At 73.0% G+C, this 24,688-nt stretch carries 21 protein-coding genes, 1 pseudogene and 1 riboswitch; of the genes and pseudogenes, 7 read left to right on the top strand and 15 right to left on the bottom strand.

All coding sequences use genetic code 11. The features are described from left to right. Positions 1-3: 3 nt before the first annotated feature. On the bottom strand, positions 4-1,455 hold the full coding sequence (locus tag I5Q34_RS06900; protein WP_199891246.1) for a gamma-aminobutyraldehyde dehydrogenase: 1,452 nt from the start codon (positions 1,453-1,455) through the stop codon (positions 4-6). Between the two features lie 182 nt (positions 1,456-1,637). Here I5Q34_RS06900 and I5Q34_RS06895 point away from each other — a divergent pair, with 182 nt between their 5' ends. From I5Q34_RS06895 to I5Q34_RS06870, 6 genes and pseudogenes are all read left to right on the top strand, one after another. Beyond that, positions 1,638-2,126: an Lrp/AsnC family transcriptional regulator gene (locus I5Q34_RS06895; protein WP_199891245.1), complete on the top strand. Its 489-nt coding sequence runs from the start codon at positions 1,638-1,640 to the stop codon at positions 2,124-2,126. Continuing rightward, on the top strand, positions 2,111-3,490 hold the full coding sequence (locus tag I5Q34_RS06890; RefSeq protein WP_199891244.1) for an aspartate aminotransferase family protein: 1,380 nt from the start codon (positions 2,111-2,113) through the stop codon (positions 3,488-3,490). The genes I5Q34_RS06895 and I5Q34_RS06890 overlap by 16 nt, the downstream gene beginning before the upstream one ends. 326 nt (positions 3,491-3,816) lie before the next feature. Next, positions 3,817-4,891, top strand: a pseudogene (locus tag I5Q34_RS06885) (thiamine pyrophosphate-dependent enzyme); the annotation flags it as partial. Between the two features lie 149 nt (positions 4,892-5,040). Beyond that, positions 5,041-5,778: an ABC transporter ATP-binding protein gene (locus I5Q34_RS06880; protein ID WP_199891243.1), complete on the top strand. Its 738-nt coding sequence runs from the start codon at positions 5,041-5,043 to the stop codon at positions 5,776-5,778. Further along, positions 5,760-6,965, top strand: coding sequence for a hypothetical protein (locus I5Q34_RS06875; RefSeq protein WP_199891242.1), 1,206 nt, complete (start codon positions 5,760-5,762; stop codon positions 6,963-6,965). The genes I5Q34_RS06880 and I5Q34_RS06875 overlap by 19 nt, the downstream gene beginning before the upstream one ends. Positions 6,966-7,135: 170 nt before the next feature. Beyond that, positions 7,136-8,068, top strand: coding sequence for a hypothetical protein (locus I5Q34_RS06870; RefSeq protein WP_199891241.1), 933 nt, complete (start codon positions 7,136-7,138; stop codon positions 8,066-8,068). A 108-nt stretch (positions 8,069-8,176) separates the two neighbouring features. Here I5Q34_RS06870 and I5Q34_RS06865 read toward each other — a convergent pair whose 3' ends face one another. The 9 genes from I5Q34_RS06865 to rpsB all read right to left on the bottom strand — a co-directional run bounded on the left by I5Q34_RS06865 (position 8,177) and on the right by rpsB (position 18,082). After that, the gene (locus I5Q34_RS06865; RefSeq protein WP_199891240.1) at positions 8,177-9,190 is read right to left on the bottom strand and encodes an ABC transporter ATP-binding protein; all 1,014 of its coding nucleotides are present in this window, start codon (positions 9,188-9,190) and stop codon (positions 8,177-8,179) included. Further along, positions 9,190-10,890 carry an ABC transporter permease gene (locus I5Q34_RS06860; protein ID WP_374192984.1) on the bottom strand — a complete coding sequence of 567 codons (1,701 nt, stop codon included), beginning with the start codon at positions 10,888-10,890 and terminating at the stop codon, positions 9,190-9,192. Before I5Q34_RS06860 ends, I5Q34_RS06865 begins: the two co-directional genes overlap by 1 nt. Beyond that, positions 10,866-11,954 (bottom strand): thiamine ABC transporter substrate binding subunit, encoded by a 1,089-nt coding sequence (locus tag I5Q34_RS06855; protein WP_199891239.1) that lies wholly within the window; start codon positions 11,952-11,954, stop codon positions 10,866-10,868. Before I5Q34_RS06855 ends, I5Q34_RS06860 begins: the two co-directional genes overlap by 25 nt. Continuing rightward, positions 11,950-12,054, bottom strand: a riboswitch (TPP riboswitch). It overlaps the preceding gene by 5 nt. Positions 12,055-12,098: 44 nt before the next feature. Beyond that, positions 12,099-13,205: a 23S rRNA (adenine(2503)-C(2))-methyltransferase RlmN gene (rlmN, locus tag I5Q34_RS06850; RefSeq protein ID WP_199891238.1), complete on the bottom strand. Its 1,107-nt coding sequence runs from the start codon at positions 13,203-13,205 to the stop codon at positions 12,099-12,101. Positions 13,206-13,417: 212 nt separating this feature from the next. After that, positions 13,418-14,509 (bottom strand): phosphatidate cytidylyltransferase, encoded by a 1,092-nt coding sequence (locus I5Q34_RS06845; RefSeq protein ID WP_199891237.1) that lies wholly within the window; start codon positions 14,507-14,509, stop codon positions 13,418-13,420. After that, the gene (gene frr, locus I5Q34_RS06840; protein WP_199891236.1) at positions 14,509-15,066 is read right to left on the bottom strand and encodes a ribosome recycling factor; all 558 of its coding nucleotides are present in this window, start codon (positions 15,064-15,066) and stop codon (positions 14,509-14,511) included. The genes I5Q34_RS06845 and frr overlap by 1 nt, the downstream gene beginning before the upstream one ends. 188 nt (positions 15,067-15,254) lie before the next feature. Next, positions 15,255-16,034 carry a UMP kinase gene (pyrH, locus tag I5Q34_RS06835; protein ID WP_199891235.1) on the bottom strand — a complete coding sequence of 260 codons (780 nt, stop codon included), beginning with the start codon at positions 16,032-16,034 and terminating at the stop codon, positions 15,255-15,257. 163 nt (positions 16,035-16,197) lie between these two features. Beyond that, positions 16,198-17,034: a translation elongation factor Ts gene (tsf, locus tag I5Q34_RS06830; protein ID WP_199891234.1), complete on the bottom strand. Its 837-nt coding sequence runs from the start codon at positions 17,032-17,034 to the stop codon at positions 16,198-16,200. A gap of 178 nt (positions 17,035-17,212) precedes the next feature. Further along, entirely contained in the window at positions 17,213-18,082 is an 870-nt protein-coding gene (gene rpsB, locus I5Q34_RS06825; protein ID WP_199891233.1) for a 30S ribosomal protein S2, read from the bottom strand. Between the two features lie 314 nt (positions 18,083-18,396). On the opposite strand from rpsB, the gene I5Q34_RS35970 reads away from it, so the two are divergent. Further along, positions 18,397-19,236: a M23 family metallopeptidase gene (locus I5Q34_RS35970; RefSeq protein WP_199891232.1), complete on the top strand. Its 840-nt coding sequence runs from the start codon at positions 18,397-18,399 to the stop codon at positions 19,234-19,236. A gap of 330 nt (positions 19,237-19,566) precedes the next feature. On the opposite strand, the gene I5Q34_RS06815 is transcribed toward I5Q34_RS35970, so the two are convergent. The 5 genes from I5Q34_RS06815 to I5Q34_RS06795 form a co-directional block, all read right to left on the bottom strand. Further along, entirely contained in the window at positions 19,567-20,103 is a 537-nt protein-coding gene (locus I5Q34_RS06815) for a TetR/AcrR family transcriptional regulator (RefSeq protein WP_199891342.1), read from the bottom strand. A gap of 114 nt (positions 20,104-20,217) precedes the next feature. Next, complete coding sequence (gene whiG, locus I5Q34_RS06810; protein WP_199891231.1) at positions 20,218-21,054, bottom strand: RNA polymerase sigma factor WhiG; 837 nt, start codon at positions 21,052-21,054, stop codon at positions 20,218-20,220. Positions 21,055-21,320: 266 nt separating this feature from the next. Further along, the gene (gene dprA, locus I5Q34_RS06805; RefSeq protein WP_199891230.1) at positions 21,321-22,508 is read right to left on the bottom strand and encodes a DNA-processing protein DprA; all 1,188 of its coding nucleotides are present in this window, start codon (positions 22,506-22,508) and stop codon (positions 21,321-21,323) included. Between the two features lie 148 nt (positions 22,509-22,656). Further along, positions 22,657-24,258, bottom strand: a complete 1,602-nt coding sequence (locus I5Q34_RS06800) for a YifB family Mg chelatase-like AAA ATPase (RefSeq protein ID WP_199891341.1) — start codon at positions 24,256-24,258, stop codon at positions 22,657-22,659. After that, positions 24,258-24,635 (bottom strand): YraN family protein, encoded by a 378-nt coding sequence (locus I5Q34_RS06795; protein ID WP_199891229.1) that lies wholly within the window; start codon positions 24,633-24,635, stop codon positions 24,258-24,260. Before I5Q34_RS06795 ends, I5Q34_RS06800 begins: the two co-directional genes overlap by 1 nt. Positions 24,636-24,688 lie beyond the last annotated feature (53 nt).

The raw sequence follows: 24,688 nt of genomic DNA, 5'->3' as shown, positions 1-24,688 counted from the left end.
CGCTCAGCCCAGCGACGTCATCACATGCTTGATCCGCGTGTAGTCCTCGAACCCGTACGCCGACAGGTCCTTCCCGTAGCCGGACTTCTTGAAGCCGCCGTGCGGCATCTCCGCGACCAGCGGGATGTGGGTGTTGATCCACACGCAGCCGAAGTCCAGCCGCTTGGACATGCGCATGGCCCGCGCGTGGTCCTTCGTCCACACCGACGAGGCGAGCGCGTACTCCACGCCGTTGGCGAGCTCGACGGCCTCGTCCTCCTCCGTGAAGGACTGGACGGTGATCACCGGGCCGAAGATCTCCTTCTGGATCGCCTCGTCGTCCTGCCGGAGGCCGGTGACGACGGTGGGGGCGAAGAAGTAGCCCTTCTCGCCGACCCGGTGGCCGCCGGTCTCGACCTTCGCGTGCGCGGGCAGCCGCTCGATGAAGCCCTTGACCTGGGCGAGCTGGTCGGCGTTGTTGAGCGGCCCGTAAAGCACGTCCTCGTCGTCCGGCAGGCCGGTCTTCGTGTCCGCCGCGGCCTTGGCGAGCGCGGTGACGAACTCGTCGTGGACGGAGGCGTGGACGAGCACGCGGGTCGCGGCCGTACAGTCCTGGCCGGCGTTGAAGTAGCCCGCGACCGCGATGTCCTCGACGGCCTTGGCGAGGTCGGCGTCCTCGAAGACGACGACCGGCGCCTTGCCGCCGAGCTCCAGGTGCACGCGCTTGAGGTCGCGCGAGGCGGTCTCGGCGACCTGCATGCCGGCGCGCACGGAGCCGGTGATGGAGGCCATGGCGGGCACGGGGTGCTCGACCATCAGCCGGCCGGTGTCGCGGTCGCCGCAGACGACGTTGAAGACGCCCTTGGGGTGGCCCAGCTCCTCCAGCACCCCGCCGATGATCTCGGCGAGCAGGACCGTGGAGGCCGGCGTGGTGTCGGACGGCTTGAGGACGACGGTGTTGCCCGCGGCCAGCGCCGGGGCGAACTTCCACACGGCCATCATCATCGGGTAGTTCCACGGCGCGACCTGCGCGCAGACGCCCACCGGCTCGCGCCGGATGATGGAGGTCATCCCCTCCATGTACTCACCGGCGGCGCGGCCCTCCAGCAGCCGGGCGGCGCCCGCGAAGAAGCGGATCTGGTCCACCATCGGCGGCACCTCCTCGCTGCGGGTGAGCGCGAGCGGCTTGCCGGTGTTCTCCGACTCGGTGGCGATGAGCTCCTCGGCCCGCGCCTCGATCGCGTCCGCGATCTTGAGCAGGGCCTTCTGGCGCTCGGCCGGCACCAGATCGCGCCAGGCGGGGAAGGCGGCCTCGGCGGCGGTCATCGCGGCGTCCACGTCCGCGGCGCCGGACAGCGGGGCGGTGGCGTACACCTCGCCCGTGGCCGGGTTGACCACATCCGTGGTCCGCCCGTCCACGGCGTTCCGGAACTCCCCGTTGATGTAGTTGCGCAGACGGCGCGGCTCGGTGGTCACGGTGTGCACCTCTCCTGTGAGATGTCCGGCTGGTGAGACCGCCCAGCCTAGTCAGGAGAGCCACGCTTTCGATATACCCAACCACCCCGGACGACGGAATCAGTTTTCAAAGAGCCATCTCACAACGAATTACATGGGTCGAGGGGTTGCCTTACACCGAACTCCTCATGCATGGTGGGGGCGTGGCCACTCGTAGCGCAGAACCGAAGGGCGCCAGCGGCGCGCCGCCCCTCGACGCCGTCTCCCTGGCGATCATCGAGCAGCTCCAGGAGGACGGCCGCCGCCCCTACGCGGCGATCGGCAAGGCCGTGGGCCTCTCCGAGGCGGCCGTCCGGCAGCGCGTGCAGAAGCTGCTGGACCAGGGAGTGATGCAGATCGTCGCCGTCACCGACCCGCTCACCGTGGGCTTCCGGCGGCAGGCGATGGTCGGCATCAATGTCGACGGGGACCTCGACCCGGTCGCCGACGCCCTGACAGCGATGGACGAGGTGGAGTACGTGGTGGTGACCGCCGGCTCGTTCGATCTCCTCATCGAGATCGTCTGCGAGGACGACGAGCACCTCCTGGACGTGATCAACAAGCGGATCCGCACCCTGCCCGGCGTGCGCTCCACCGAGAGCTTCGTCTACCTCAAGCTCCGCAAACAGACCTATACATGGGGAACCCGATAGCCGTGAGCCAGGACCATTCCCGGACCGCGTACGACCACCTGTGGATGCACTTCACCCGCATGTCGTCGTACGAGAACGCGCCCGTGCCGACCATCGTGCGCGGCGAGGGCACCTACATCTACGACGACAAGGGCAAGCGCTACCTCGACGGCCTCGCCGGGCTGTTCGTGGTCCAGGCCGGCCACGGCCGCGCCGAGCTGGCGGAGGCCGCCCACAAGCAGGCGCAGGAGCTGGCCTTCTTCCCGGTGTGGAGCTACGCCCACCCCAAGGCGATCGAACTCGCCGAGCGGCTGGCCCACCACGCGCCCGGCGACCTCAACAAGGTCTTCTTCACCACGGGCGGCGGCGAGGCCGTCGAGACCGCCTGGAAGCTGGCCAAGCAGTACCACAAGCTCACCGGCAACCCCGCCAAGTACAAGGTGATATCGCGGGCCGTCGCCTACCACGGCACCCCGCAGGGCGCCCTGGCCATCACCGGACTCCCCGCGCTCAAGGCCCCGTTCGAGCCCCTGGTCCCCGGCGCGTACAAGGTGCCCAACACCAACTTCTACCGCGCGCCGATCCACGGGGACGACCCGGAGGCGTTCGGCCGCTGGGCCGCCGACCAGATCGAGCAGCAGATCCTCTTCGAGGGTCCGGACACCGTCGCCGCCGTCTTCCTGGAGCCCGTGCAGAACGCGGGCGGCTGCTTCCCGCCGCCGCCCGGCTACTTCCAGCGGGTCCGCGAGATCTGCGACACCTACGACGTGCTGCTGGTCTCGGACGAGGTCATCTGCGCCTTCGGCCGGCTCGGCACGATGTTCGCCTGCGACAAGTTCGGCTACGTCCCGGACATCATCACCTGCGCCAAGGGCATGACCTCGGGCTACTCCCCGATCGGCGCCGCCGTCGTCTCCGACCGGATCGCCGAGCCGTTCTTCAAGGGGAAGAACACCTTCCTGCACGGCTACACCTTCGGCGGCCACCCGGTCTCGGCCGCGGTCGCGCTCGCCAACCTCGACATCTTCGAGCGCGAGGGCCTCAACCAGCACGTCCTGGACAACGAGTCGGCGTTCCTGGACACCCTGCGCCGGCTGCACGACCTGCCCATCGTCGGCGACGTCCGCGGCAACGGGTTCTTCTACGGCATCGAGCTGGTCAAGGACAAGGCCACCAAGGAGTCGTTCACACCGGAGGAGTGCGAGCGGCTGCTCTACGGCTTCGTGTCCAAGGAGCTCTTCGAGAACGGGCTGTACTGCCGGGCCGACGACCGCGGCGACCCGGTCATCCAGCTCGCGCCGCCGCTGATCTCCGGCCAGGACACCTTCGACGAGATCGAGCAGATCGTCCGCGGCGTCCTGACGGAGGCCTGGACCAAGATCTGACGCCCCCTCGGGCCAGGGCCCCGCGCGCCTCGTCGGCGGTGCGCGGGGTCCTGGCGCGCATTCGGCACACCCTGCGCAACAGGCGTGCCCGGCAGGCCAGTTCGCCCCTCGGCCGGCACCGGCCCTCGGAGGGCTCCTGTGGCGTGTGGCGGCGCGGCACCGGGGCGGGAGCGCCGGCACCGTCGCGGCGGGCGGGGTGACGGTCGTGGCGCCGTTGGCCACGTACGGCATCCTGGCCAACGAACCGATCCTGTACGGGCTTTCGGCGTCGCTCGCCGCCCATGCCGCGACCGGCGCGGCGACCCGGCCGACGGACGCGGCGGTCCCGGCCGGAGCTGACCCGGGAGGCCGCGGCGCTGCTGGACGCGGCCCGGCGGCCGGCGGTCCTGGCCGACGGCGTCGTGCGCCCGGGACGCGCTCCGGGCGCTCGCCGAGAAGCTGGACGCCCCGGTGGCCACCACCTTCGGCGGCAAGGGCGCCTCCCCCTGGGAACACCCTCTGTCCCTGCGGTCGTGGCTGGAGGACCGGCACACCACGGCGTTCCCGGAGGACGTCGGCGTGCTGCTGGTCGCCGGCTCAGGACTCGGCGAACTCTCCTCCGACTACCACACGTTCGCCCCGCGCGGCCGGCTCGTCCAGGTCGAGGCCGGCCTCGGCGAACTGGAGGCCGACCACCCCGCCCTCGCCCTCCACGCCGACGCGCGCCCCGCCCGGGAGGCGCCGGCGGCGGCCGTCACGGCGCGCACCCCGGGCGACGGCGCGGACCGCGCCCGCGCGCTGCTGGAACGCGTCGGCGCCCGCATCGCCGCGCAGGGCCTGGACGTGGAACAGGAGGTGCCGGCCGCCGTCCGGGCCGCCCTCCCCGACGACGCCCCGAGCTTCTGGGACATGACGATCCTCGGCTACTGGGCCTGGTCCGCCTTCGACCCGCGCTCCGGCCCCTTCCACTCCGCCCAGGACGCCGGCGGGCCCGGCTACGCCTTCCCGGCCGCCCTCGGCGCCGCCGCGGCCGACCGGGCCCGTCCGGTCCTGGCGGTCTCCGGCGACGGCGGGGCGATGTACTCGATCGCCGAACCGGCCACCGCCCGGCAGTACGGGCTGCCGGTCACCTGGCTGATCGTCGACGACGGCGGCTACGGCATCCTGCGGGAGTACATGACCGACGCCTTCGGCGAGGCGTCCCGCACCGAGCCGGCCCGGCCGGACTTCGTCGCCCTCGCCGAGTCGTTCGGCGTCCCGGCCGTGCGCAGTTCGCCGGAGCGGCTGGGCGCGGATCCGGCGGACGCGCTGGGCGCGCGGGGCCCGTCCGTGGTGGTGCTCCCGGCCGTGCTCCGGATGTCCGCCCCCACCCATCGGCAGCTTCCCGCCCCTTCGCACCCTCTTCGCACCCTCGCGCGATGAGCCCGATGGGAGGAAAGTGGGGCACTTGCGCGCCGAGCCTGGGGCGGGGCCATGATCCCCGTTCCGTACGGTGCCAGTGACCCAACGGCCCCCGGTTCGTTCACCCGGACAGGGGAACGGACCCTCCAGCGACCAGAGGTGTGCTCGAAATGGTGGCCCCGCCGGACAACGACGTGCTCTGGGCACGCGGCCTGCACTATTCCTACAACGGTTCCCCCGCCCTCGCAGGCGTCTCCATCGGTGTCCCCGAAGGCGAGGTCCTCGCGGTCACCGGGCCGCGCGGGGCGGGGAAGACCACGCTCCTGAAGTGCCTCTCCGGCCAGCTCGTGCCGGAGGCGGGCGAGGTCTGGTTCAACAGCGCGCCCGTGCACACCCTCTCCCGTCCGGCGCGCGAACGGCTGCGCCGCGAGCGGTTCGGCTGGATCGACAGCACGCCGCACCTCGTCCCGGAGCTGACGGGCTGGGAGAACGCGGCCCTGCCGTTGCTGGTGCGCGGCACCGGCCACCGCGCGGCCAAGCAGGCCGCGGCGGAGTGGCTGGAGCGCCTGGACGTCGGCGACTGCGCCCGCAAGCGGCCGGACGCGCTCTCCCGGGCGCAGTGCCAGCGCATCGCCATCGCCCGCGCCCTGGCCTGCGAGCCCACCGTGGTCTTCGCGGACGACCCGGCCGCGCCGCTGCACAGCGCCGACCGGGCGCAGGTGCTGCGGACCCTCACGACGGCGGCCCGGTCGCACCAGATCACCGTCGTCCTGGCGACGCTGGACGACGAGAGCGCCGCCCTCGCCGACCGCGCGGTCGGCCTCGCCGACGGCCGCCGGGGCGGCGCCATCCCCGCACCGGACGCGCCCGGCGGGGAGGGCAGGGCCGCGTGCTCAGTCTCCGCCTAGCCCGCGGCGCGCACCCGCTCGTCCTGCTGCGGCGCGTGCTGGTCACGGCCGCCGCGGCGGGGGTCGGCTTCCTGCTGCTGTGCTCGCTCGGGTACGCGGTGACGCACCCGGCGCGGCCCCAGGAGTCGGTCGTCCGGCTGCTGTGGTGCGCGGTGCCGTTCGCGGCGGCCGTGCAGTTCGCCCTGGCCGTGGCCCGCACCGACCCGGCCACCCGGCCCCGCGACGGGCTGGACGCGCTGGGGCTGGGGCCGGTGCGGCTCTCGCTGCTCGCGGCCGGCTCGACGGCCCTGACGTGCGCCGTGGGCAGCGGCGCCGCGCTCCTGGTCTACCTGGAGCTGCGCGGCGACCTCGGCGGGACGCCGCTGAGCGGTGCCGCGAGGAAGCTGCTGGACGGCGGCCACGCGCTGCCGTGGGCCGGGACGCTGACGCTCCTCGGGCTGCTGCCCGCCGTGGGCGCCGCCACCTGCGCCCTCGTCCTGCGTCCGCGCGAGGCGCGCCGGCGCGGCGCGCACTCCAAGGACGACACCCCCGCCCCGGCCCTGCCGGTCCCCGCCCGGCCCTCGTACGCCGGCCTGCCCTGGGGCGTGGCGATCATCGCGACGGGCCTGGCCCTGGAGGCGTACGTCGGGCACGCGCCCGCCCCCGAGCCGGACCGCCTGCTCGCGCTGCCGGGCCGGGACGGCGCCGCCTCCCCCGGGCTGCTGGGCGGGTGGCTGCTGGCCTCCCTGGGCCTGGTGCTGTCCGGGCCGGGGCTGACCTACTGGTGCGGGGTGGCCGTGGCCGCCGGGCGGCCGGGGCCGATGCGGCTGCTGGCCGGGCGGATGCTCCAGGACACCGCCACGCGCATCGGGCGCCCGCTGGGCGTGCTGTGCGCGGTCGCCTCCGGGGCGCTCGCCGCCGCCGAGCTCTACGGCGCGGCCTGGGAGCCCTCGGGCCCCCAGCCGTTCGGTCCGCTCACCGGGCTGGGGGCGGCCGTGGTCATGGCCTGTGTGACGGCCACCGCGATCACGGCCGCGCTGGACGCCCGGCAGGTCCGGTCCGAGACCACGACGGCGCTGCTGCGGCTGGGCATCCCCGCCTCGCTGCTGCGCGGGGCGGCGGCCGTGCGGGCCACGGTGCTGGTCTCCGTGCTGGCGCCGCTCACCTGGGTGATCGCCGAGCTGACGGCGCTGCCGCTGCTGCGGTGACGGCCGAGGGGGCACCGGCGGCGGCTGAGGGGGCATCAGGGGCGCGCGGAACGCACCGCGCGCCCTTTTCTTCGTCAATTCCTTGACCACTTCTTGACCCGAGGCAACTTCGGGGCCGCTTCCTACGTCTGGATCAGGAGCAGCGCTCAATCAGGCGAACGGAGCTATTGGTGATCATCGGCCTTCTCACGGCTGTCGCGGCCTCGGCGTGTTACGGCACAGGATCCGTCCTGCAGGCCGTGGGATCCCGCAAATCGGCCCTCCAGGAGGCCGCGAAGGCGAGCACCGGCGGGGTGACGCAGCACGGCGGCCCGAGCCTGTCGTCGACCGCCAAGGCGGCCGTCACCTGGGAGTTCATGGTCGGTACGGTCCTGGACTTCCTGGGCTTCGGCCTCGGCGCGCTCGCCGCGCGCATGCTGCCGCTCTTCCTCTCCCAGACGGTCATCAGCGCCAACCTCATCGTCACCGCGCTGCTCAGCGTCAAGATGCTGGGCATCCGGCTCAAGCGGACCGAGTGGAGTTCCATCGCCGTCGTCTGCTTCGCCCTCGTCCTGCTGGCCACGGCCGCCGGTCACGAGGGCGGCGGCGAGACCGCGCGCTCCACGCACTGGTGGCTGCTGATCATCTCCGTCGTGCTGATGGGCGGCGGCACGATCGCCGTCCGCGTGATGGGCTCCAAGGCGGCCATCCTGGCCGGTCTGCTCTCCGGCCTCGGCTTCGGCGCCATCGGCGTCGGCGTCCGCATCCTCGACGGCATCGACCCGTTCGACGTGCCGGCCCTGCTGGCCGACCCGGCGCTCTACGCGATCCTCATCTCCGGTGTCGTCGGCATGTACCTGCACACGGTCGCCCTGCAGATCGGCTCGGTCAACGGCGCGACCGCCGCGCTCGTCGTCGGCGAGACGATCCTGCCCGGCATCATCGGCGTACTGCTGCTCGGCGACGCGTCGCGGGCGGGCTTCGCGTGGATGGCGGTGCTCGGCTTCGTCCTGGCGGTGGCGGGAGCGGTCGCGGTGGCGTGGTTCGGCGAGCCGGACAGCCACGGGGTGACGCCGACGGCGACGGAGGAGAAGCGGGAACCGGCACCGACGCCGACGTCCTGACCCGAGTGCCGGACGGGCTGATTCAGCCCGTCCGGCGTTTGAGGACGAACAGGTGCGGGGGCCGGGGCGCAGCCCCGGGAAACGGTGAAAGGGCGGGGCGGGGAGAACTCACTCGCCCAGCACCACCACTTCCTCCGCCGCGAACACGGCCTCCACCCGCTCCCCCGCTTCCGGCGCCTCCCTCAGCGCACACGTCGCCTCCAGCGCCGGTCCGTTCTCCGGCCGCAGCGACACCGCCACATGGTCGCCCCGGAACGTCCGGGCGTCCACGACGCACGGCAGCCCTTCTGGGACGATCCGCACCCCGCCGGGCCGTACCAACAACCAGCGCTCCCCCGCCGGCGTTCCCGCCGGCACCGGCACCTTGCCCCACACCGTGTCGGCCACCCCGCCGACGACCGTCCCCCGGACCACGTTCTCGAACCCGAGGAACCGGGCCACGAATTCCGACGCCGGCCGCCGCCAGACCTCCAGCGGCGTCCCCGTCTGCGCGATCCTCCCGTCCCGCATGATCACGACGCGGTCGGCGAGCGCGAAGGCCTCCCCCTGGTCATGGGTCACCGCCAGCACCGTGGTGCCCAACCGGCCGAAGAGCGAGCGGAGTTCGACGACGAGCCGCTCGCGCAGGCTCCGGTCGAGCTGCCCCAGCGGCTCGTCCAGCATCAGCAGCCGCGGGCTCGGGGCCAGCGCCCGCGCCAGCGCCACGCGCTGCTGCTCGCCGCCGGACAGGGCCGCGACGGCCCGCCGCTGGGCGCCCGGCAGGCCGACGAGGTCGAGCAGTCCGGCCACCGTGCGTTCGGCCTCCGCCCGTCCGACGCCCCGGGCGCGCAGCCCGAAGGCGACGTTCCCGGCCACGTCTCGCTGCGGGAAGAGCTGGTGGTCCTGGAACATCAGCCCCACGCCGCGCCGGTGCACCGGCACCCCGCGCTGGTCCTCGCCGGCCAGCAACACCCGCCCGCCGTCCGCCGGCTGGAGCCCCGCGACGACCCGCAGCAGCGTGGACTTGCCGCTGCCGCTCGGGCCGAGCACGCACACGGTCTCGTGCTCGGCGACATCGAGGTCCACCGCGTCCAGCGCCGCCCGGTCGCCGAAGCGGACGGTGACGTCCCGCAGGCGCAACATCAGAACTCTCCCGTACGGTCGGTGCGCACACGCTCCAGAACCAGCAGCGCCGCCGCGCACACCAGCATCAGGACGGTGCTGAGGGCCATCGCCTGCCCGTAGTTGAGCTCCCCGGGCCGGCCCAGCAGCCGGGCGACGGCGACGGGCAGCGTGGGACTGTCGGGACGGGCGATGAAGACGGTCGCCCCGAACTCGCCCAGCGAGACCGCGAAGGCGAACCCCGCGGAGACGGCCAGCGCCCGTCCGACCATCGGCAGGTCCACCTCCCGCCAGGCGCGCAGCGGGGACGCGCCGAGCACCGCCGCGGCCTCCCGCAGCCGCGGATCGACCGCGCGCAGCACGGGCAGCATGGTGCGGACGACGAACGGCACGCCCACCAGCGCCTGGGCGAGCGGCACCAGGATCCAGGAGGTCCGCAGGTCCAGCGGCGGCTCGTCGAGGGCGATGAGGAAGCCGAAGCCCACGGTCACCGCCGAGGTGCCCAGCGGCAGCATCAGCAGCGCGTCGAAGCCGCGGACCAGGAAACCCTTGCGCCGGGTGAGGGCGGCCGCGGCCAGTCCCCCGACGACGACCGCGATGGCCGTCGCGGCCAGGCCGTAGGAGACCGAGTTGCCGATGGCCTCCAGCGGGGGGACGACGAAGGTGCCGCCGTTGTCCCCGGCCGAGGCGAGCGCGCGGTAGAAGACGGTGCCGTAGCCGTCGGGCCCGTCGAAGGAGCGCAGCACCAGCACCACGAGCGGCAGCAGGATCAGCAGCGCGACGACGGCCAGGACGGCGGCCAGCAGCGTCCATTGGGCCGCCCCGCGCGGCCGGCGTGCCGTGCGGCGCGCGTCCACCAGCCGCAGGGTGGCCTCGCGCCGGCGCACGGTCCGGGCGTGCACCAGCAGCAGCAGGGCGACGGCGGCGAACTGCACCAGGGTGAGCACCGCGGCCGTCGGCAGGTCGAGCAGCTCCGCGGTCTGCTGGTAGATCTCCACCTCCAGCGTGGCGTAGCGCGGTCCGCCGAGGATCTGCACGGTGCCGAAGGAGGTGAAGGTGAACAGGAAGACCATGAGCGCCGCTGCGGCCACGGCCGGGGCGAGCGCGGGCAGCGTCACCCTGCGCCAGGCGGCGAACCGCCCGGCGCCCAGCACCCGCGCGGCCTCCTCCTGCCGGGGGTCGAGCTGCCCCCAGAGTCCGCCGACGGTCCGTACGACGACGGCGTAGTTGAAGAAGACGTGGGCGAGCAGGATCGCCCAGACCGTGGTGTCCAGGCGGACGCCCCACAGTTCGTCGAGCAGCCCGCCGCGCCCGAGAAGGGCCAGGAACGCGGAGCCGGCCACGACGGTCGGCAGGACGAACGGAACGGTGACCACCGCCCGCAGCAGCCCCTTGCCGGGGAAGTCGAAGCGCGCGAAGACGTACGCGCCGGGGAGCGCGAGCGCCAGCGTGAGCGCCGTGGAGGCGGCCGCCTGCCAGGTGGTGAACCACAGGACGTGCGCGGTCGCCGGGTCGGTGACCACCTCGCCGATCCGGCCGAACTGCCAGCGGCCGTCCGCCGTCAGGCCCCGCGAGACGATCGCGGCGACCGGATAGGCGAAGAAGACCCCGAAGAAGGCGAGCGGCAGAGCCATCAGCCCCAGCCGGACCGCCGTCCGCCGGGCTCCACGGGCCTTGGGCGCGGCTGCTTCGACGGCTACTTCAGGACGAGCGAGGACCATGCCTTGACCCACTGGTCGCGGTTCTTCGCGATCTTCTCGGGGGCGAGTGTGTACGGCGCGTCGACGGTGGCGCCGTACTTGGTGAACAGCTCGGGCAGCGCCGCGTCCCGGTTCACCGGCCGGACGAACATGCTGAGCGGCATGTCCTCCTGGAACTTCCTGCCCAGCATGAAGTCGATCAGCGCCTTGCCGCCCTCGGTGTCCTTCGCGCCCTTGAGCAGCCCGGCGAACTCGGTCTGCCGGAAGCAGGTGCCGGCCGCGACGCCGGTCGGGCCCTCCCTGGGCTTGTCCTTCAGGCCCAGCACCTCGGCGGGCGGGCTGGAGGCGTACGAGACCACGAGCGGCCGGTCGCCCTTGGCCTTCCGGCCGGCGGCGGAGCCGGAGAAGCGGTTGTTGTAGGCCTGCTCCCAGCCGTCGACGACCTCGACGCCGTTGTCCTTGAGCTTCTTCCAGTAGTCCTGCCAGCCGTCGTCGCCGTACTTGGCGACGGTCGCCAGCTGGAAGGCGAGCCCCGGCGAGGAGGTCGCGGCGTTCTCGGTGACCAGCAGGCCCTTGTACTCCGGCTTCACCAGGTCGTCGAGGGTCTTCGGCGGAGCCAGCTGGTGGTCCGCGAAGTAGGCGCGGTCGTAGTTGACGCAGACGTCACCGGTGTCCATGGGCGTCACCCGGTGCCCGGAGGCGTCGAGTTGGAGATCCTCGGGCACCCGGTCCAGGCCCTTGGCCGCGTACGGGGCGAAGATCCCGTTGTCGAGCGCCCGGGAGAGCAGCGTGTTGTCCACGCCGAAGAACACGTCGCCCTGCGGGTGGCTCTTGGACAGGATCGCCTGGTTGACCGCCCGCCCGGCGTCCCCGCTCTTGAGCACCTCGACCTTGTAGCCGGTCTCCTTGGTGAACTCCTGGAGCACCTGCTTCGAGGGGAGGAACGAGTCGTGCGAGACGAGGGTGACCGTCTTGCCGCCGTCGGCCCGGTCCGAGCCGCCGGAGCCGCCGCAGGCGGCGAGCGCCGGGAGGGCGAGCGCGGCCACGGCGGCCGCGCCCAGGGCACGCCGGAGGGTGGTGTTCATGGTGGTGCTGACTCCCTACGCCGGTACTAACCGGATCAGGTCCGAGGGTCTGCGGGCCGTGCCGCACTCTCAGCGCCGAGGCGCTCCCCTGTCGGAATGTTCATTTATTCGAATGCACCGTATCAGTGCGCGGAAAACGGGCGCTCAGCGCTCGGTCGCCGCCAGCTGGCCGCACGCGCCGTCGATCTCCTGGCCCCGCGTGTCCCGCACGGTCACCGGCACCCCGTGCGCGGCGATCGCCTCGACGAACGCCCGCTCGTCCTCCGGCCGCGAGGCCGTCCACTTCGACCCCGGCGTGGGGTTGAGCGGGATGAGGTTGACGTGCACCCGGCGGCCCTTGAGGAGCCGGCCGAGCAGGTCGCCGCGCCACGCCTGGTCGTTGATGTCGCGGATCAGCGCGTACTCGATGGAGATCCGGCGGCCGGACTTCTCGGCGTACTCCCAGGCCGCGTCCAGGACCTCGCGGACCTTCCAGCGGGTGTTGACCGGGACGAGGGTGTCGCGCAGCTCGTCGTCGGGGGCGTGCAGCGAGACCGCGAGGCGGCACTTGAAGCCCTCGTCGGCGAAGCGGTGCATCGCCGGGACCAGGCCGACGGTGGAGACGGTGATGCCGCGCTGCGACAGGCCCAGGCCGTCCGGCTCGGGGTCGGTCAGCCGGCGGATGGCGCCGACGACGCGCTTGTAGTTCGCCAGCGGCTCGCCCATGCCCATGAAGACGATGTTGGACAGCCGCGCCGGGCCGCCGGGCACCTCGCCGTCGCGCAGGACGCGCATGCCGTCCACGATCTGGTGGACGATCTCGGCGGTGGACAGGTTGCGGTCCAGTCCGGCCTGGCCGGTGGCGCAGAACGGGCAGTTCATGCCGCAGCCGGCCTGGGAGCTGATGCACATGGTGACCCGGTCCGGGTAGCGCATCAGCACGGACTCCACGAGCTTGCCGTCGTGCAGCCGCCACAGGGTCTTGCGGGTGGTGTCGTCGTCGCACGAGATGGTGCGCAGCTCGGTCATCAGCTCCGGCAGCAGCTCGCCGGCGAGCTTCTCGCGCGCCGCGGCCGGGATGTCGGTCCACTGGGCCGGGTCGTGGGCGTACCGCGCGAAGTAGTGCTGGGACAGCTGCTTCGCCCGGAAAGGCTTCTCGCCGATGGCGGCGACGGCCTCCTTGCGCTCGGCGGGCGAGAGGTCGGCGAGGTGCCGCGGGGGCTTCTTGGCTCCGCGGGGGGCGACGAAAGTCAGTTCTCCGGGCTTAGGCATGATGCATCCAGTGTCGCAGATGCGCGGAGGGGGTCCGCCGTCCTGTGGACGACGGACCCCGCTCGGGAAAAAACGCAGCTCAGGCGCCTACGAAGGCCACCAGCGGCAGCCGGACCACCGGGGTGGTCGGCACCGCAGCGAAGCCGGCGGGTCCATACCGCGCCCGATATGCGGCTACGGCCGCGTGGCGCCGTGACCCGGCCCCGCCCGCGTCAGCCCGAGCCCACGAACGCCACCAGCAACAACCACACCACCGGAGCCGTCGGCAGCAGCGAATCCAGCCGGTCCATGATCCCGCCATGGCCCGGCAGCAGCCGGCCCATGTCCTTGATGCCCAGGTCGCGCTTGATCATCGACTCGCCGAGGTCGCCCAGCGTGGCGCTGACCGCGACCGCCAGGCCCAGCAGCAGGCCCTGCCACCACTGCCCGCCGTCGATCAGGTACCGCATGCACAGCGCGCCCGCCACCATGGCGAACAGCACCGCGCCGACCAGGCCCTCGCGGGTCTTGCCGGGGCTGATGCGCGGCGCGAGCTTGCGCCTGCCGAAGCGCCAGCCCACCGCGTAGGCCCCGGTGTCGCTGACCACCGTGAGGATCAGGAAGGTCAGCACCCGCCAGGCACCGTCGTCCGCGGCCAGCATCAGGGCCACGAAGGTGGCCAGGAACGGCACGTAGAACGCGGCGAAGATGCCCGCCGTGACGTCCTTGAGGTAGTCGTCCGGCGGCTCGGTCATCCGCCACACCAGCACGGCGAGCGCCGTGAAGGCCATGGCGACGAACGCGCCCTCGGAGCCGTTGACGTACCCCGCGACGGTCATCGCCGCGCCGCCGATGGCCAGCGGCACCAGGGGCGCCCTGATCCCCTTGCGCTCGGCGAGCCGCGAGGTCAGCTCCCACAGCCCGACGACCACGGCGATCACGATCACGCCGAGGAAGACGGGCTTGTAGATGAACAGCGAGGCGATGATGACCGCGCCGAGGCCCAGTCCCACCCCTATCGCGGCACGCAGGTCGCGTCCCGCGCTCTTCTTGCCCGCCTTGGGCGCCTGGGGGGCGGCGGGCTCCTGCGGCCGGATGTCGGGCTCCCCTCGGTCGCGTTCGTCGCGGAACAGGGGGCCACCGAGGTGCGTGGCCCCCTGGTCACGGTCGTCCTGGTCTCCGCCCGCGTCGGGCACGATCGGCATGGGGCGAGTCTGCGCCGCCACGGCCGCTTCGCCCACGGGACCCGCCGGGAACGGGGGTACCCCGTCGGCGGCCCCCCACTGCCCGGCGCGCGACGGAGCTCCCCAGGATGCGTCGTTCATCAGACCTCGAGCAGCTCGGCTTCCTTGTGCTTGAGCAGCTCGTCCACCTGCGCCACGTACTTCGCGGTGGTGTCGTCGAGCTCCTTCTCCGCGCGGCGCACGTCGTCCTCGCCGGACTCCTTGTCCTTGACGAGCTTGTCCAGCGCGTCCTTGGCCTTGCGGCGGATGGAGCGGATGGACACCTTCGCGTCCTCGCCCTTGCCCTTGGCGACCTTGATGAACTCCCGGCGGCGCTCCTCGGTGAGCTCGGGGAAGGTCACCCGGATGATGTTGCCGTCGTTGCTCGGGTTGACACCCAGGTCCGAGTCGCGGATGGCCTGCTCGATGTTGCGCAGCGCGCTCTTGTCGAAGGGGGTCACCACGGCCATGCGCGGCTCGGGGACCGAGAACGACGCCAGCTGGTTGATGGGCGTCAGCGCACCGTAGTAGTCCGCCACGATCTTGTTGAACATCGCCGGGTGCGCACGCCCGGTGCGGATCGCCGCGAAGTCCTCCTTGGCGACCACAACGGCCTTCTCCATCTTCTCCTCGGCTTCGAGGAGGATCTCTTCGATCACCACTTGCTCCTGGTGTTATCAGTAAGCAGAGCCTCGCCCCTGCGCGCGTCTTCTCCTGCACGGTGTCCGACCGGCAGGCGGTTGTCCATCCCCGTGCCGAGGTCTTCCCACGGCCCGGAGTTGCCGTCCGCCGGCGGTTCCGGGACTGCGGACGGTCCCGGGGGCACGGCGGACGGTTGCGGGGCGTGTCAGTCCCGCGTGCCCTGGTCGCTCACGAGCGTGCCGATCTTCTCACCCTTGACGGCGCGGGCGATGTTGCCCTCGGCGAGCAGCTCGAACACCAGGATCGGCAGCTTGTTGTCCATGCACAGGCTGATGGCGGTGGCGTCGGCGACCTTGAGGCCGCGGGAGAGCACCTCGCCGTACTCGAGCGCGTCGAACTTGACCGCGTTCGGGTTCTTCTTCGGGTCCGAGTCGTAGACCCCGTCCACGCCGTTCTTGCCCATGAGGATCGCCTCGGCGTGGATCTCCAGGGCGCGCTGGGCGGCGGTGGTGTCGGTGGAGAAGTAGGGCATGCCCATACCCGCGCCGAAGATCACGACGCGGCCCTTCTCCAGGTGGCGCACGGCGCGCAGCGGGATGAACGGCTCGGCGACCTGGCCCATGGTGATGCCGGTCTGGACCCGGGTCTCCACGCCTTCCTTGACCAGGAAGTCCTGGAGGGCGAGGGAGTTCATCACGGTGCCGAGCATGCCCATGTAGTCCGAGCGGGCCCGGTCCATGCCGCGCTGCTGGAGCTCGGCGCCGCGGAAGAAGTTGCCGCCGCCGATGACCACGGCGATCTCGTAGCCCTCGCGGACCACGGCCGCGATCTCGCGGGCGATGGCGTGCACGACATCGGGGTCGACACCGAGTCCTCCGCCACCGGCGAAGGCCTCACCTGACAGTTTCAGCAGGAACCGGCGGGTTTTCCCGTGGTCGGCGCTCGTGTCGTCGGCGGCCTCGCGCGCGTCCGCACCCTGATTCATTGGAATTCTCCTCGTGCACATACGAAGAAGGCCACTGCCGGTTGGGTCCTTTCGGTTCCCTCTGCGGCAATGGCCTCCTCGTCACATCAGCGGCCGGCCGGTGGACGGTCGGCTGCGTACGACCCTAGCGGGTCGCCGGTCGTTCGCTGCCCTGCCGGGCGGCTCAGGCGCCGACGCGGATGCGCGAGAAGCGCTTCAGCGTGACACCGGCCTCGTCCAGGACCTTCTGGACGGACTTCTTGTTGTCCTTGGCGAACGCCTGGTCCAGCAGGACCGACTCCTTGAAGAAGCCGGTGACGCGGCCCTCGACGATCTTCGGCAGCGCGGCCTCGGGCTTGCCCTCGGCTCGGGCGGTCTCCTCGGCGATGCGGCGCTCGTTCTCGACGACCTCGGCCGGGATCTCGTCGCGGGAGAGGAACTTCGGCGCGAACGCGGCGATGTGCTGCGCGACGTCCTTGGCGACCTCGGCGTTCTCCTTGTCCAGCTCGACCAGGACGCCGACCTGCGGGGGCAGGTCCGCGGCGGTGCGGTGCATGTACACGGAGACGAAGCCGCCGGCGAAGTACGCGAAGCGGTCCACGACGATCTTCTCGCCCAGGGTGGCGTTGGCCTCGTCGATGAACGCCTGGACGGTCTTGCCGGCCTCGATCTCGGAGGCGAGCAGGGCCTCCAGGTCCGCCGGGGCGGACTTGGCGATGTGGGCGGCCAGGGCGTCGGCGACGGCCACGAACTTCTCGCCCTTGGCGACGAAGTCGGTCTCGCACTTCAGCTCGACGATGACACCGGAGGTGTTGTCGCCGGCGATGACGGAGGCGACGGCACCGTTCTCGGTGGTGCGGCTCTCGCGCTTGGCGACGCCCTTGAGGCCCTTGACGCGGACGATCTCGATGGCCTTCTCGAGGTCACCATTGGCCTCGTCGAGCGCCTTCTTGCAGTCCATCATGCCGGCGCCGGTCTTCTCACGGAGAGCCTTGACGTCAGCGGCGGTGAAGTTCGCCATCGTTGAAATCCTTCTTGTGCACTACGCCCTGCCGTGCCGCTCGGCACCCGGCAGGGCTGGTCCGTCTTGAGGTCACCACGACGGCCGGCTCCCGTCCAGCGGACGGGACCCGGCCGTGGATCCACCGGGCGACGGCGGGATCAGGATCTCCCGACCCCGCCGTCGGTACGGCCTGGGATCAGGCCTGCTCGGCGTCAGCGGCCGGCTTCTCGGCCTCGGCGGCCGGCTTCTCGGCCTCGGCGGCGGGGGCGGCCGGAGCAGCCTCGTCCGCCTTCTTCTCGCCCTCGAGGAGGTCGCGCTCCCACTCGGCCAGCGGCTCGCCGGCGGCCTTGTCGCCCTTGCCGGCCTCGGCCACGCCGGAGCGGGACATCAGGCCCTCGGCGACGGCGTCGGCGATGACGCGGGTGAGCAGGGTGACGGAGCGGATCGCGTCGTCGTTGCCCGGGATCTTGTAGTCGACCTCGTCCGGGTCGCAGTTGGTGTCGAGGATCGCGACGACCGGGATGCGGAGCTTGCGCGCCTCACCGACGGCGATGTGCTCCTTCTTGGTGTCCACGATCCAGACGGCGCTGGGGACCTTCTGCATCTCGCGGATGCCGCCGAGGGTCTTCTCCAGCTTGGCCTTCTCGCGGGAGAGGACCAGGAGCTCCTTCTTGGTGAGGCCGGAGGCGGCCACATCCTCGAAGTCGATGAGCTCGAGCTCCTTCAGGCGCTGCAGGCGCTTGTAGACGGTCGAGAAGTTGGTGAGCATGCCGCCCAGCCAGCGCTGGTTGACGTAGGGCATGCCGACACGGGTCGCCTGCTCGGCGATGGCCTCCTGGGCCTGCTTCTTCGTACCGACGAACATGATGGAGCCGCCGTGCGCGACGGTCTCCTTGACGAACTCGTAGGCGCGGTCGATGTACGACAGCGACTGGAGCAGGTCGATGATGTAGATGCCGTTGCGCTCGGTGAAGATGAAACGCTTCATCTTCGGGTTCCAACGACGGGTCTGGTGACCGAAGTGGACGCCGCTCTCCAGCAGCTCCCGCATCGTGACGACGGCCATGGCCGCGCTCCTTGTGATACTCGGTTCCACGGCGACCGGGCGGCCGCCGCTCCTGACGCCCCGGCGCGTCCGCCGCGGACCGCCCCGGTGAAGGAGCCGCTCACGGACCGAGAGACACGGCCACCGCGCTGCCCGGGAAGGGTCTGACGCGCCGGTGGCGGGGCGTGCGAAGTCGACCCGGTCACCCGGGTCGCCAAGAGAAGTGTACGGGACCGGGGAAGGGCCGGGTGACGGCCTTGTCCACAACCGGCGAGTAATCCACAGATCGGGACCAAGATCCGCACGGGACGCGGGAGTCGGCCACGGTGGTCGTCATGCGACGACGAGTGGTGATCGTGGTGTGCGCCGTGCTGGCCCTGTGGTGCGGGTGGCCGGCGGCGGCGGGCCCGGCACCCGCGCCCGGCCGGACCTGGCCGGTCACGGGGACGGACGGCGGCCGGCCGCGGGTGGTGCGGGGCTGGGAGCCGCCACCGGTGCGGTGGGCCCGGGGCCATCGCGGCGTCGACCTGGCCGCGGGGCCAGGGGCGCCGGTCCGGGCGGCCGCGCCGGGCACGGTCTCCTTCGTGGGGACGATCGCGGGGCGCGGGGTGGTGACCGTGGAGCTCACGGGGACGGGGGATCCGCCGCTGCGCACGACGTACGAGCCGGTACGGGCCGGCGTGCGCCGGGGCGAGACGGTGGCGGCGGGTGCGTTGCTGGGCGAGCTGGAGCCGGGGCCGCACCACTGCCCGGAGGGATGCCTGCACTGGGGCCTGCTGCGGGGACGGGAGTACCTGGACCCGCTGCGCCTGCTCCGACACCGGCCGTCCCGGCTGCTGCCGCTGGTGGGTCCTCCCCCGGCCCGCCCTTTCACCGTTTCCCGGGGGAGACCCCGGACCCCTGTCCGCCCTCCGGGCGGAGGTCCTCAAGCGCCGGACGGGCTGAGTCATGCGCCCGGGCGCGAAATCCAGCCCGCACGGCACTTGAGGACGAACGCGGCGGAGCCGCGATGGGGAGCTGGGCAAGCCGCTTGGGAGGCCAAATCGCAGCCGCGCCGCAGGGCCAGGGCGGAGCACGTCGCAGGGCCAGGGCGGAGCCACGTAGCGGGCCGGGGGGCGAGCCGTATTGGAAGTCCAGGTCACAGCCGCGTTGGAGGGCCGAGCGGGCCGCATTGAGCGTCCAAGTCGCAGCCGCGTTGGGCGGCCGGGGCGAGCCGTGTTTTGGAGGTCAGGCCGCAGCTTTTGGAGGTCAGGCTGCAGCATTTTGGAGGGCCGGGCTGCAGCCGCGTCACAGGGCCCCGGGCGGAGCCGCGTTTCGCGGGCCCGGGGCGCAGCCGCGTTGCGGGTCCGGGGCGCAGCCGCGTCGGGGGCCCAGGGCGCAGCCGCGAAAAGGGGTGCAGGGGGCGGGAGCCCCCGCTCACCGCGCGAAGCGCGGTGCCGGGCCCGGGGCTTGCCCCGGAAGAAACGGTGAAAGGGCGGGCCGGGGGCAAAAACACCCCCACCCCCTCACCCCCGCACGCCCCCCAAAGCCATCCCCACCGCCGCCTCCGCGACCCGCTCCGGCTCCTCCACACCCAGCTCGATCCGCCGCACCGCCGCGTCCACGACACCCTGGAGCATCATCGCGACCAGCCGCGGCTCCTCGTGGCCGAGGGCCACCAGCGCCTCGCCCAGCAGGGCGACCAGCCCCCCGTGCGCGGCCCGGATCTTCTCGCGGGCGCCCGTGTCGAGCTCGCCGGCCGAGATCGCGACGACGGCCCGGTGCCGGCGGTCGCCGACGAGCGCCAGCTGCCGTCGCACGTACGCCTCGATCTTCGCCTCGGGCGTCTCCGCCCGGTTCATGGCGTCCTCGACCTCCGCCGCCCAGACCGGGAAGTCGACCGCGCACAGTTCCTCGACGACGGCCGCGCGCGAACGGAAGTACTCGTAGACGGAGGACCGCGCCAGGCCGGTGCGCTCGGCGAGGGCGGGGAAGGTCAGCGCCTCCGTCCCGCCCTCGGACAGCAGGGAGCGGGCGGCGTCCAGCAAGGCGCCGCGCTGCATCGTCCGGTGCTCGGCCACTGAGGCCGCTCGAATCCTGGGCACGCTCCCACTTTACGGACCCGCGCGGGGCGGGACGACGCTGGAGGGACGATTCAGCGACCCGGCCGGTGCTGCTCAGCGCCCCACGTCCGCCAGTTTCGCCCGCAACTGAAGCACCGACTTGGTGTGGATCTGGCTGACGCGGCTCTCGGTGACGCCGAGCACCTGTCCGATCTCGGCGAGGGTGAGGCCCTCGTAGTAGTAGAGGGTCACGACGGTCTTCTCCCGCTCCGGGAGGGTGTTGATGGCCCGGGCGAGCAGCCGGCGCAGTTCGTGGTCCTCGGCCACCTCCACCGGGTCGTCCGCCGCGGTGTCCTCCAGCGTGTCCATCAGGCTCAGCCGGTCGCCGCCCTCGCCGCCGACGTGCAGCAGCTCTTCCAGGGCCACCACGTTGGCCAGCGACAACTGGCTGAAGACGGCGTGGAGTTCGTCGAGCCCGATGTCCATCTCGGCCGCCACCTCCGCCTCGGAGGGCGTGCGGTGCAGTGTGGCCTCCAGCGACGCGTAGGCCCGTTCGACGGCCCGCGCCTTCTGCCGGACGGACCGCGGGATCCAGTCCAGCGCCCGCAGTTCGTCGATCATCGCGCCGCGGATGCGGGTGATCGCGTAGGTCTCGAACTTGATGGAGCGCCCGGGGTCGAACTTCTCGATGGCGTCGATCAGTCCGAAGATCCCGGAGGAGACGAAGTCCGCCTGCTCGACGTTGGGCGGCAGCCCCACACTGACCCGGCCCGCCACGTACTTCACCAACGGCGAGTAGTGGAGGATCAGCTGCTCCCGCAGCCTTTCGTCACCCGACGCCTTGTACGAGCGCCACAGTTCGTCGAGCGTCGCGGGCGCGGGCGGACGGGATGCGCCGCGCGCCGCGGGGGGTACCGGCGCGCGGTCCGATCCGGAGGGTTGCTGGGGCATTCGTCGTCTTGAGCCGTTCTGCTGTGACGTGGATCAGGTGCGACAGGATCACTCCGCGGGCCGGAATCCCGTAGCGTAGCGAGACGGGTGCACCGCGGTGTGCGACGGGATTCCTACGGTCCGCACGGCCGTGATCCGCCGGCTCGTGCTCTCGGACGGCTGCCGGGTCCTGGGACCGTACAGGGCCCGGCGATGGGGGCGCCCCCGCGCGGGGCCCGGTGGCCTCCGCGGTCATGGCCTTAACCCTTTCACCCGATCGCCCCAGGTCAAGCACCGCCTCGCCGCACGGTGGGGCGCCGTCCGAGGGGCTTGGGGGTGACGGATGTTGACGCCGGGGCGAGAGGGCGCCAGTGGTCGCCCCGGCGCGCGACGAAGCCGAGGCCGTGCAGTTCGTAGAGCCTGCCGAGCGTTCTGTCCCTGCTCAGACCGGCGTTGAGGGCGATGCGCCCGATGTCGCCGCCCGGGCCGGGGACGGCTTCCAGCACGGCGGCCGCCTCCGGCGCGAGCAGGTCCCGGGGCACGGCCGGCCCGCGGCGCTCGGGCGCCAGCTCGCCCATCTCGCCCACCAGTTCGGCGACCTCGTCGGCGTCGGTCACCAGACAGGCGCCCTCGCGCAGGAGTTCGTGCACGCCCGCCGAGAGGCCCGAGGTGACCGGCCCGGGGACGCCCATGGTGTGCCGGCCGAGGGCCCGCGCCCGGCGGGCCGTGACGAGCGAACCGCTGCGGTACTCGGCCTCCACGACCACCGTGCCGCGCGTCAGGGCGGCGATGACGCGGTTCCGCAGGACGAACCGGCTCCGCGTCGGGTGCCCGCCCGGCGGCAACTCGGCCAGCACAACCCCCTGTTCGGCGATCCGCGCGATCAACTCCGCGTGCCCGCGCGGGTAGGGCACGTCCACCCCGCAGGCCAGGACCGCCATCGTCGCCCCGCCGGCGGCCAGCGCCCCCCGGTGGGCCGCGCCGTCAACTCCGAACGCCGCGCCGGAGACGACGACCCAGCCGCGCTCGGCGAGCCCGGCGCCGAGGATGGCCGCGACGTGCGAGCCGTAGTCCGTACAGGCCCGGGCGCCCACCACGGCGACGGACCGCAGCGCCCACAGCCGCAGGTCCGCCGGGCCGCGCACCCACAGCCCCACCGGCCGGGCGTCGCCCAGGTCGTCGAGCTGGCCCGGCCACTCGGGCTCGCCGGGGCAGACGAACCGGGCGCCGAGCCGGGCGGCGGTGGCGAGGTCGCGCTCCGGGTCCAGGGACGCGGCCCGGGCCCTGCACCCGGCGAGCCGCTCGGCACGGGCCCCCTTGGGCGGCGGCCCCGCCCCCGTGAGCCCGCGCACGAGCCGGGCAGCCCCCAACTCCCGTACCCAGCGCCCCACCCGCTCGTCCCCCGGCTCGGTCAGCCGCGTGAGGGCCGCCCGGGCCAGCCGCTCCTCCTCCGGCACCGGCCCGCACCCGCTCATGACGCCCCCCAGGCATCGGACCCGGCCGGAACCATGCCGCCCCGCGCGCCCCCGCGCCCCGGCCCCGAGCCGGACCGCCGCGCCCATGCCCCGCCCGTCACCCCCACCGCCCGGGCACCGCACCGGGCCCGCCTCTCCCCCGCCCCCCTCACAGCAACGCCCCCGCCACAACAGCTCCCCTGCGCACCCCCGTGCGCAACTCCAGTGCGTGGCGCACCTCCTCGGCGCCCGGCCGGGCCCGGCCGGAAAGGTCGGCCAGGGTCCAGGCGACGCGGAGGACGCGGTCAAGGCCGCGGGCCGTCAGCAGGCCGCGTTCCATGTCGCGTTCGGCCTCGGCGAGGGCCTCGGGCTCCGGGCGCCAGCGGGTGCGCAGTTCGTGGCCGGGGACGTCGCTGTTGGTGCGCCAGGGGGTGTCCGCGAGACGGGCGGCGGCCCGCTCGCGGGCGGCCCGGACCCGGACGGCGACCTCCGCGGTGGACTCCGCGGGCCCGGTGGCCGCGGTCAGCTCGGTCCGGGCCACGGGCTCGACGGTCACCCTCAGGTCCACCCGGTCCAGCAACGGGCCGGAGAGCCGGGCCTGGTAGCGCCGCACCGTGCTCGGCGGGCACTCGCAGCCGTCGCCGCCGATGCCGTGCCGGCCGCACGGGCAGGGGTTCGCGGCCAGCGCCAGCAGGAACCTGGCGGGCAGCCGCATCACCCCGCCGGTGCGGGCCACGACCACCTGCCCCGACTCCAGGGGCTGGCGCAGGGCGTCCAGAACGCGCGGCGAACACTCCGGTGCTTCATCCAGAAAAAGCACTCCACGATGGGCCAACGAGACGGCCCCCGGCCTCGGGAGGCCCGAACCGCCGCCGATGAGTGCGGCCATGGAGGCCGAGTGGTGGGGCGCGCAGTAGGGCGGCCGGTCGATCAGCGGCTGCCCGGCGGGCAGCGTCCCGGCGACCGAGTGCACGGCCGTGACCTCCAAGGACTCCTCGGAGGTGAGCGACGGCAGCAGCCCGGGGAGCCGCTCGGCGAGCAGCGTCTTGCCGGCCCCGGGCGGGCCGAGCAGGAAGACGTGGTGCCGTCCCGCGGCGGCGACCTCCAGCGCCCGGCGGGCCCGGCGCTGGCCGGCGACCTCGGCGAGATCCGGCGCATGGCCGTCGTACGAAAGCCCCGCCCCGACGCCGGGCACGGTCAGCCCGGCCAGCAGCGGATCGGGCCGGCCCGCCTCCACCGGCTCCTCCTCCGGCACGGGCTCGTCCGTGAGGACCGCGATCAGCTGGCGCAGGCTGCGGACGCCGAGCACCGAGACGCCGGGGACGAGCTTCGCCTCCGCCGCGCTGCACTCCGGAACCACGACCTGCCGGTATCCCGCGTCGGCCGCCGCGAGCACGGCGGGCAGGATGCCGCGGACCGGGCGGACCCGGCCGTCCAGCCCCAGCTCCCCGACCATCATCAGATCGGCGATCGCACGCGGGTCGACGCGCTCCGCGGCGCTGAGGACCGCACAGGCGACGGCGAGGTCGAAGCCGCTGCCGCCCTTGGGGACGGAGGCCGGGCTCAGCCCCACGGTGAGCTTCTTCTGGGGCCATTCCGCACCGGAGTTGACGATCGCGGCACGGACCCGGTCCCGGCTTTCCGACAAGCTCTTGTCCGGCAGACCCACCAGCGTGAATGCGGCGACGCCCGGCTCCAGATCGGCCTGGACCTCGACGACCACGCCCTCGACCCCCACCAGGGCCACCGAGCAGGTGCGGGCGAAGCCCATCACGCCACCCCCCTGACGTGCTGGACCTCGGGCGCGCCCCGGCCGGGCAGGAGCACGCCCACCACGTCGATGCGGACCCCGCCCGGGGGCGGCCCGCCGTGCCGCTCCAGCCAGCGGGCGGCGAGCCGGCGCAGCCGTTCGGCCTTGCCGGGCGTGACGGCGGCCATCGGATGCTCGTACGGCCCCGGCTGTCCGCCCGGCCCGGCCCTGCGGGCCTTCACCTCGCAGACCACCAGCGCGTCGCCGTCCAGCGCCACGACGTCGATCTCGCCCTCGCGACACCGCCAGTTGCGGGCCAGCACCGTCATCCCGGCCTCGGCCAGCCGGCGTACCGCCAGGTCCTCCCCATAGCGCCCGAGCGCCCGTCGCGCGTTCATCCGGCACCACCTCCGGCACCGACTGTGACGCGTCCCGGGGAAAGTTTTGGATC

The organism is Streptomyces sp. AV19, from assembly GCF_015999245.1.
Lineage (GTDB): Bacteria > Actinomycetota > Actinomycetes > Streptomycetales > Streptomycetaceae > Streptomyces.
This window is presented reverse-complemented; position numbering and strand designations above follow the sequence as displayed.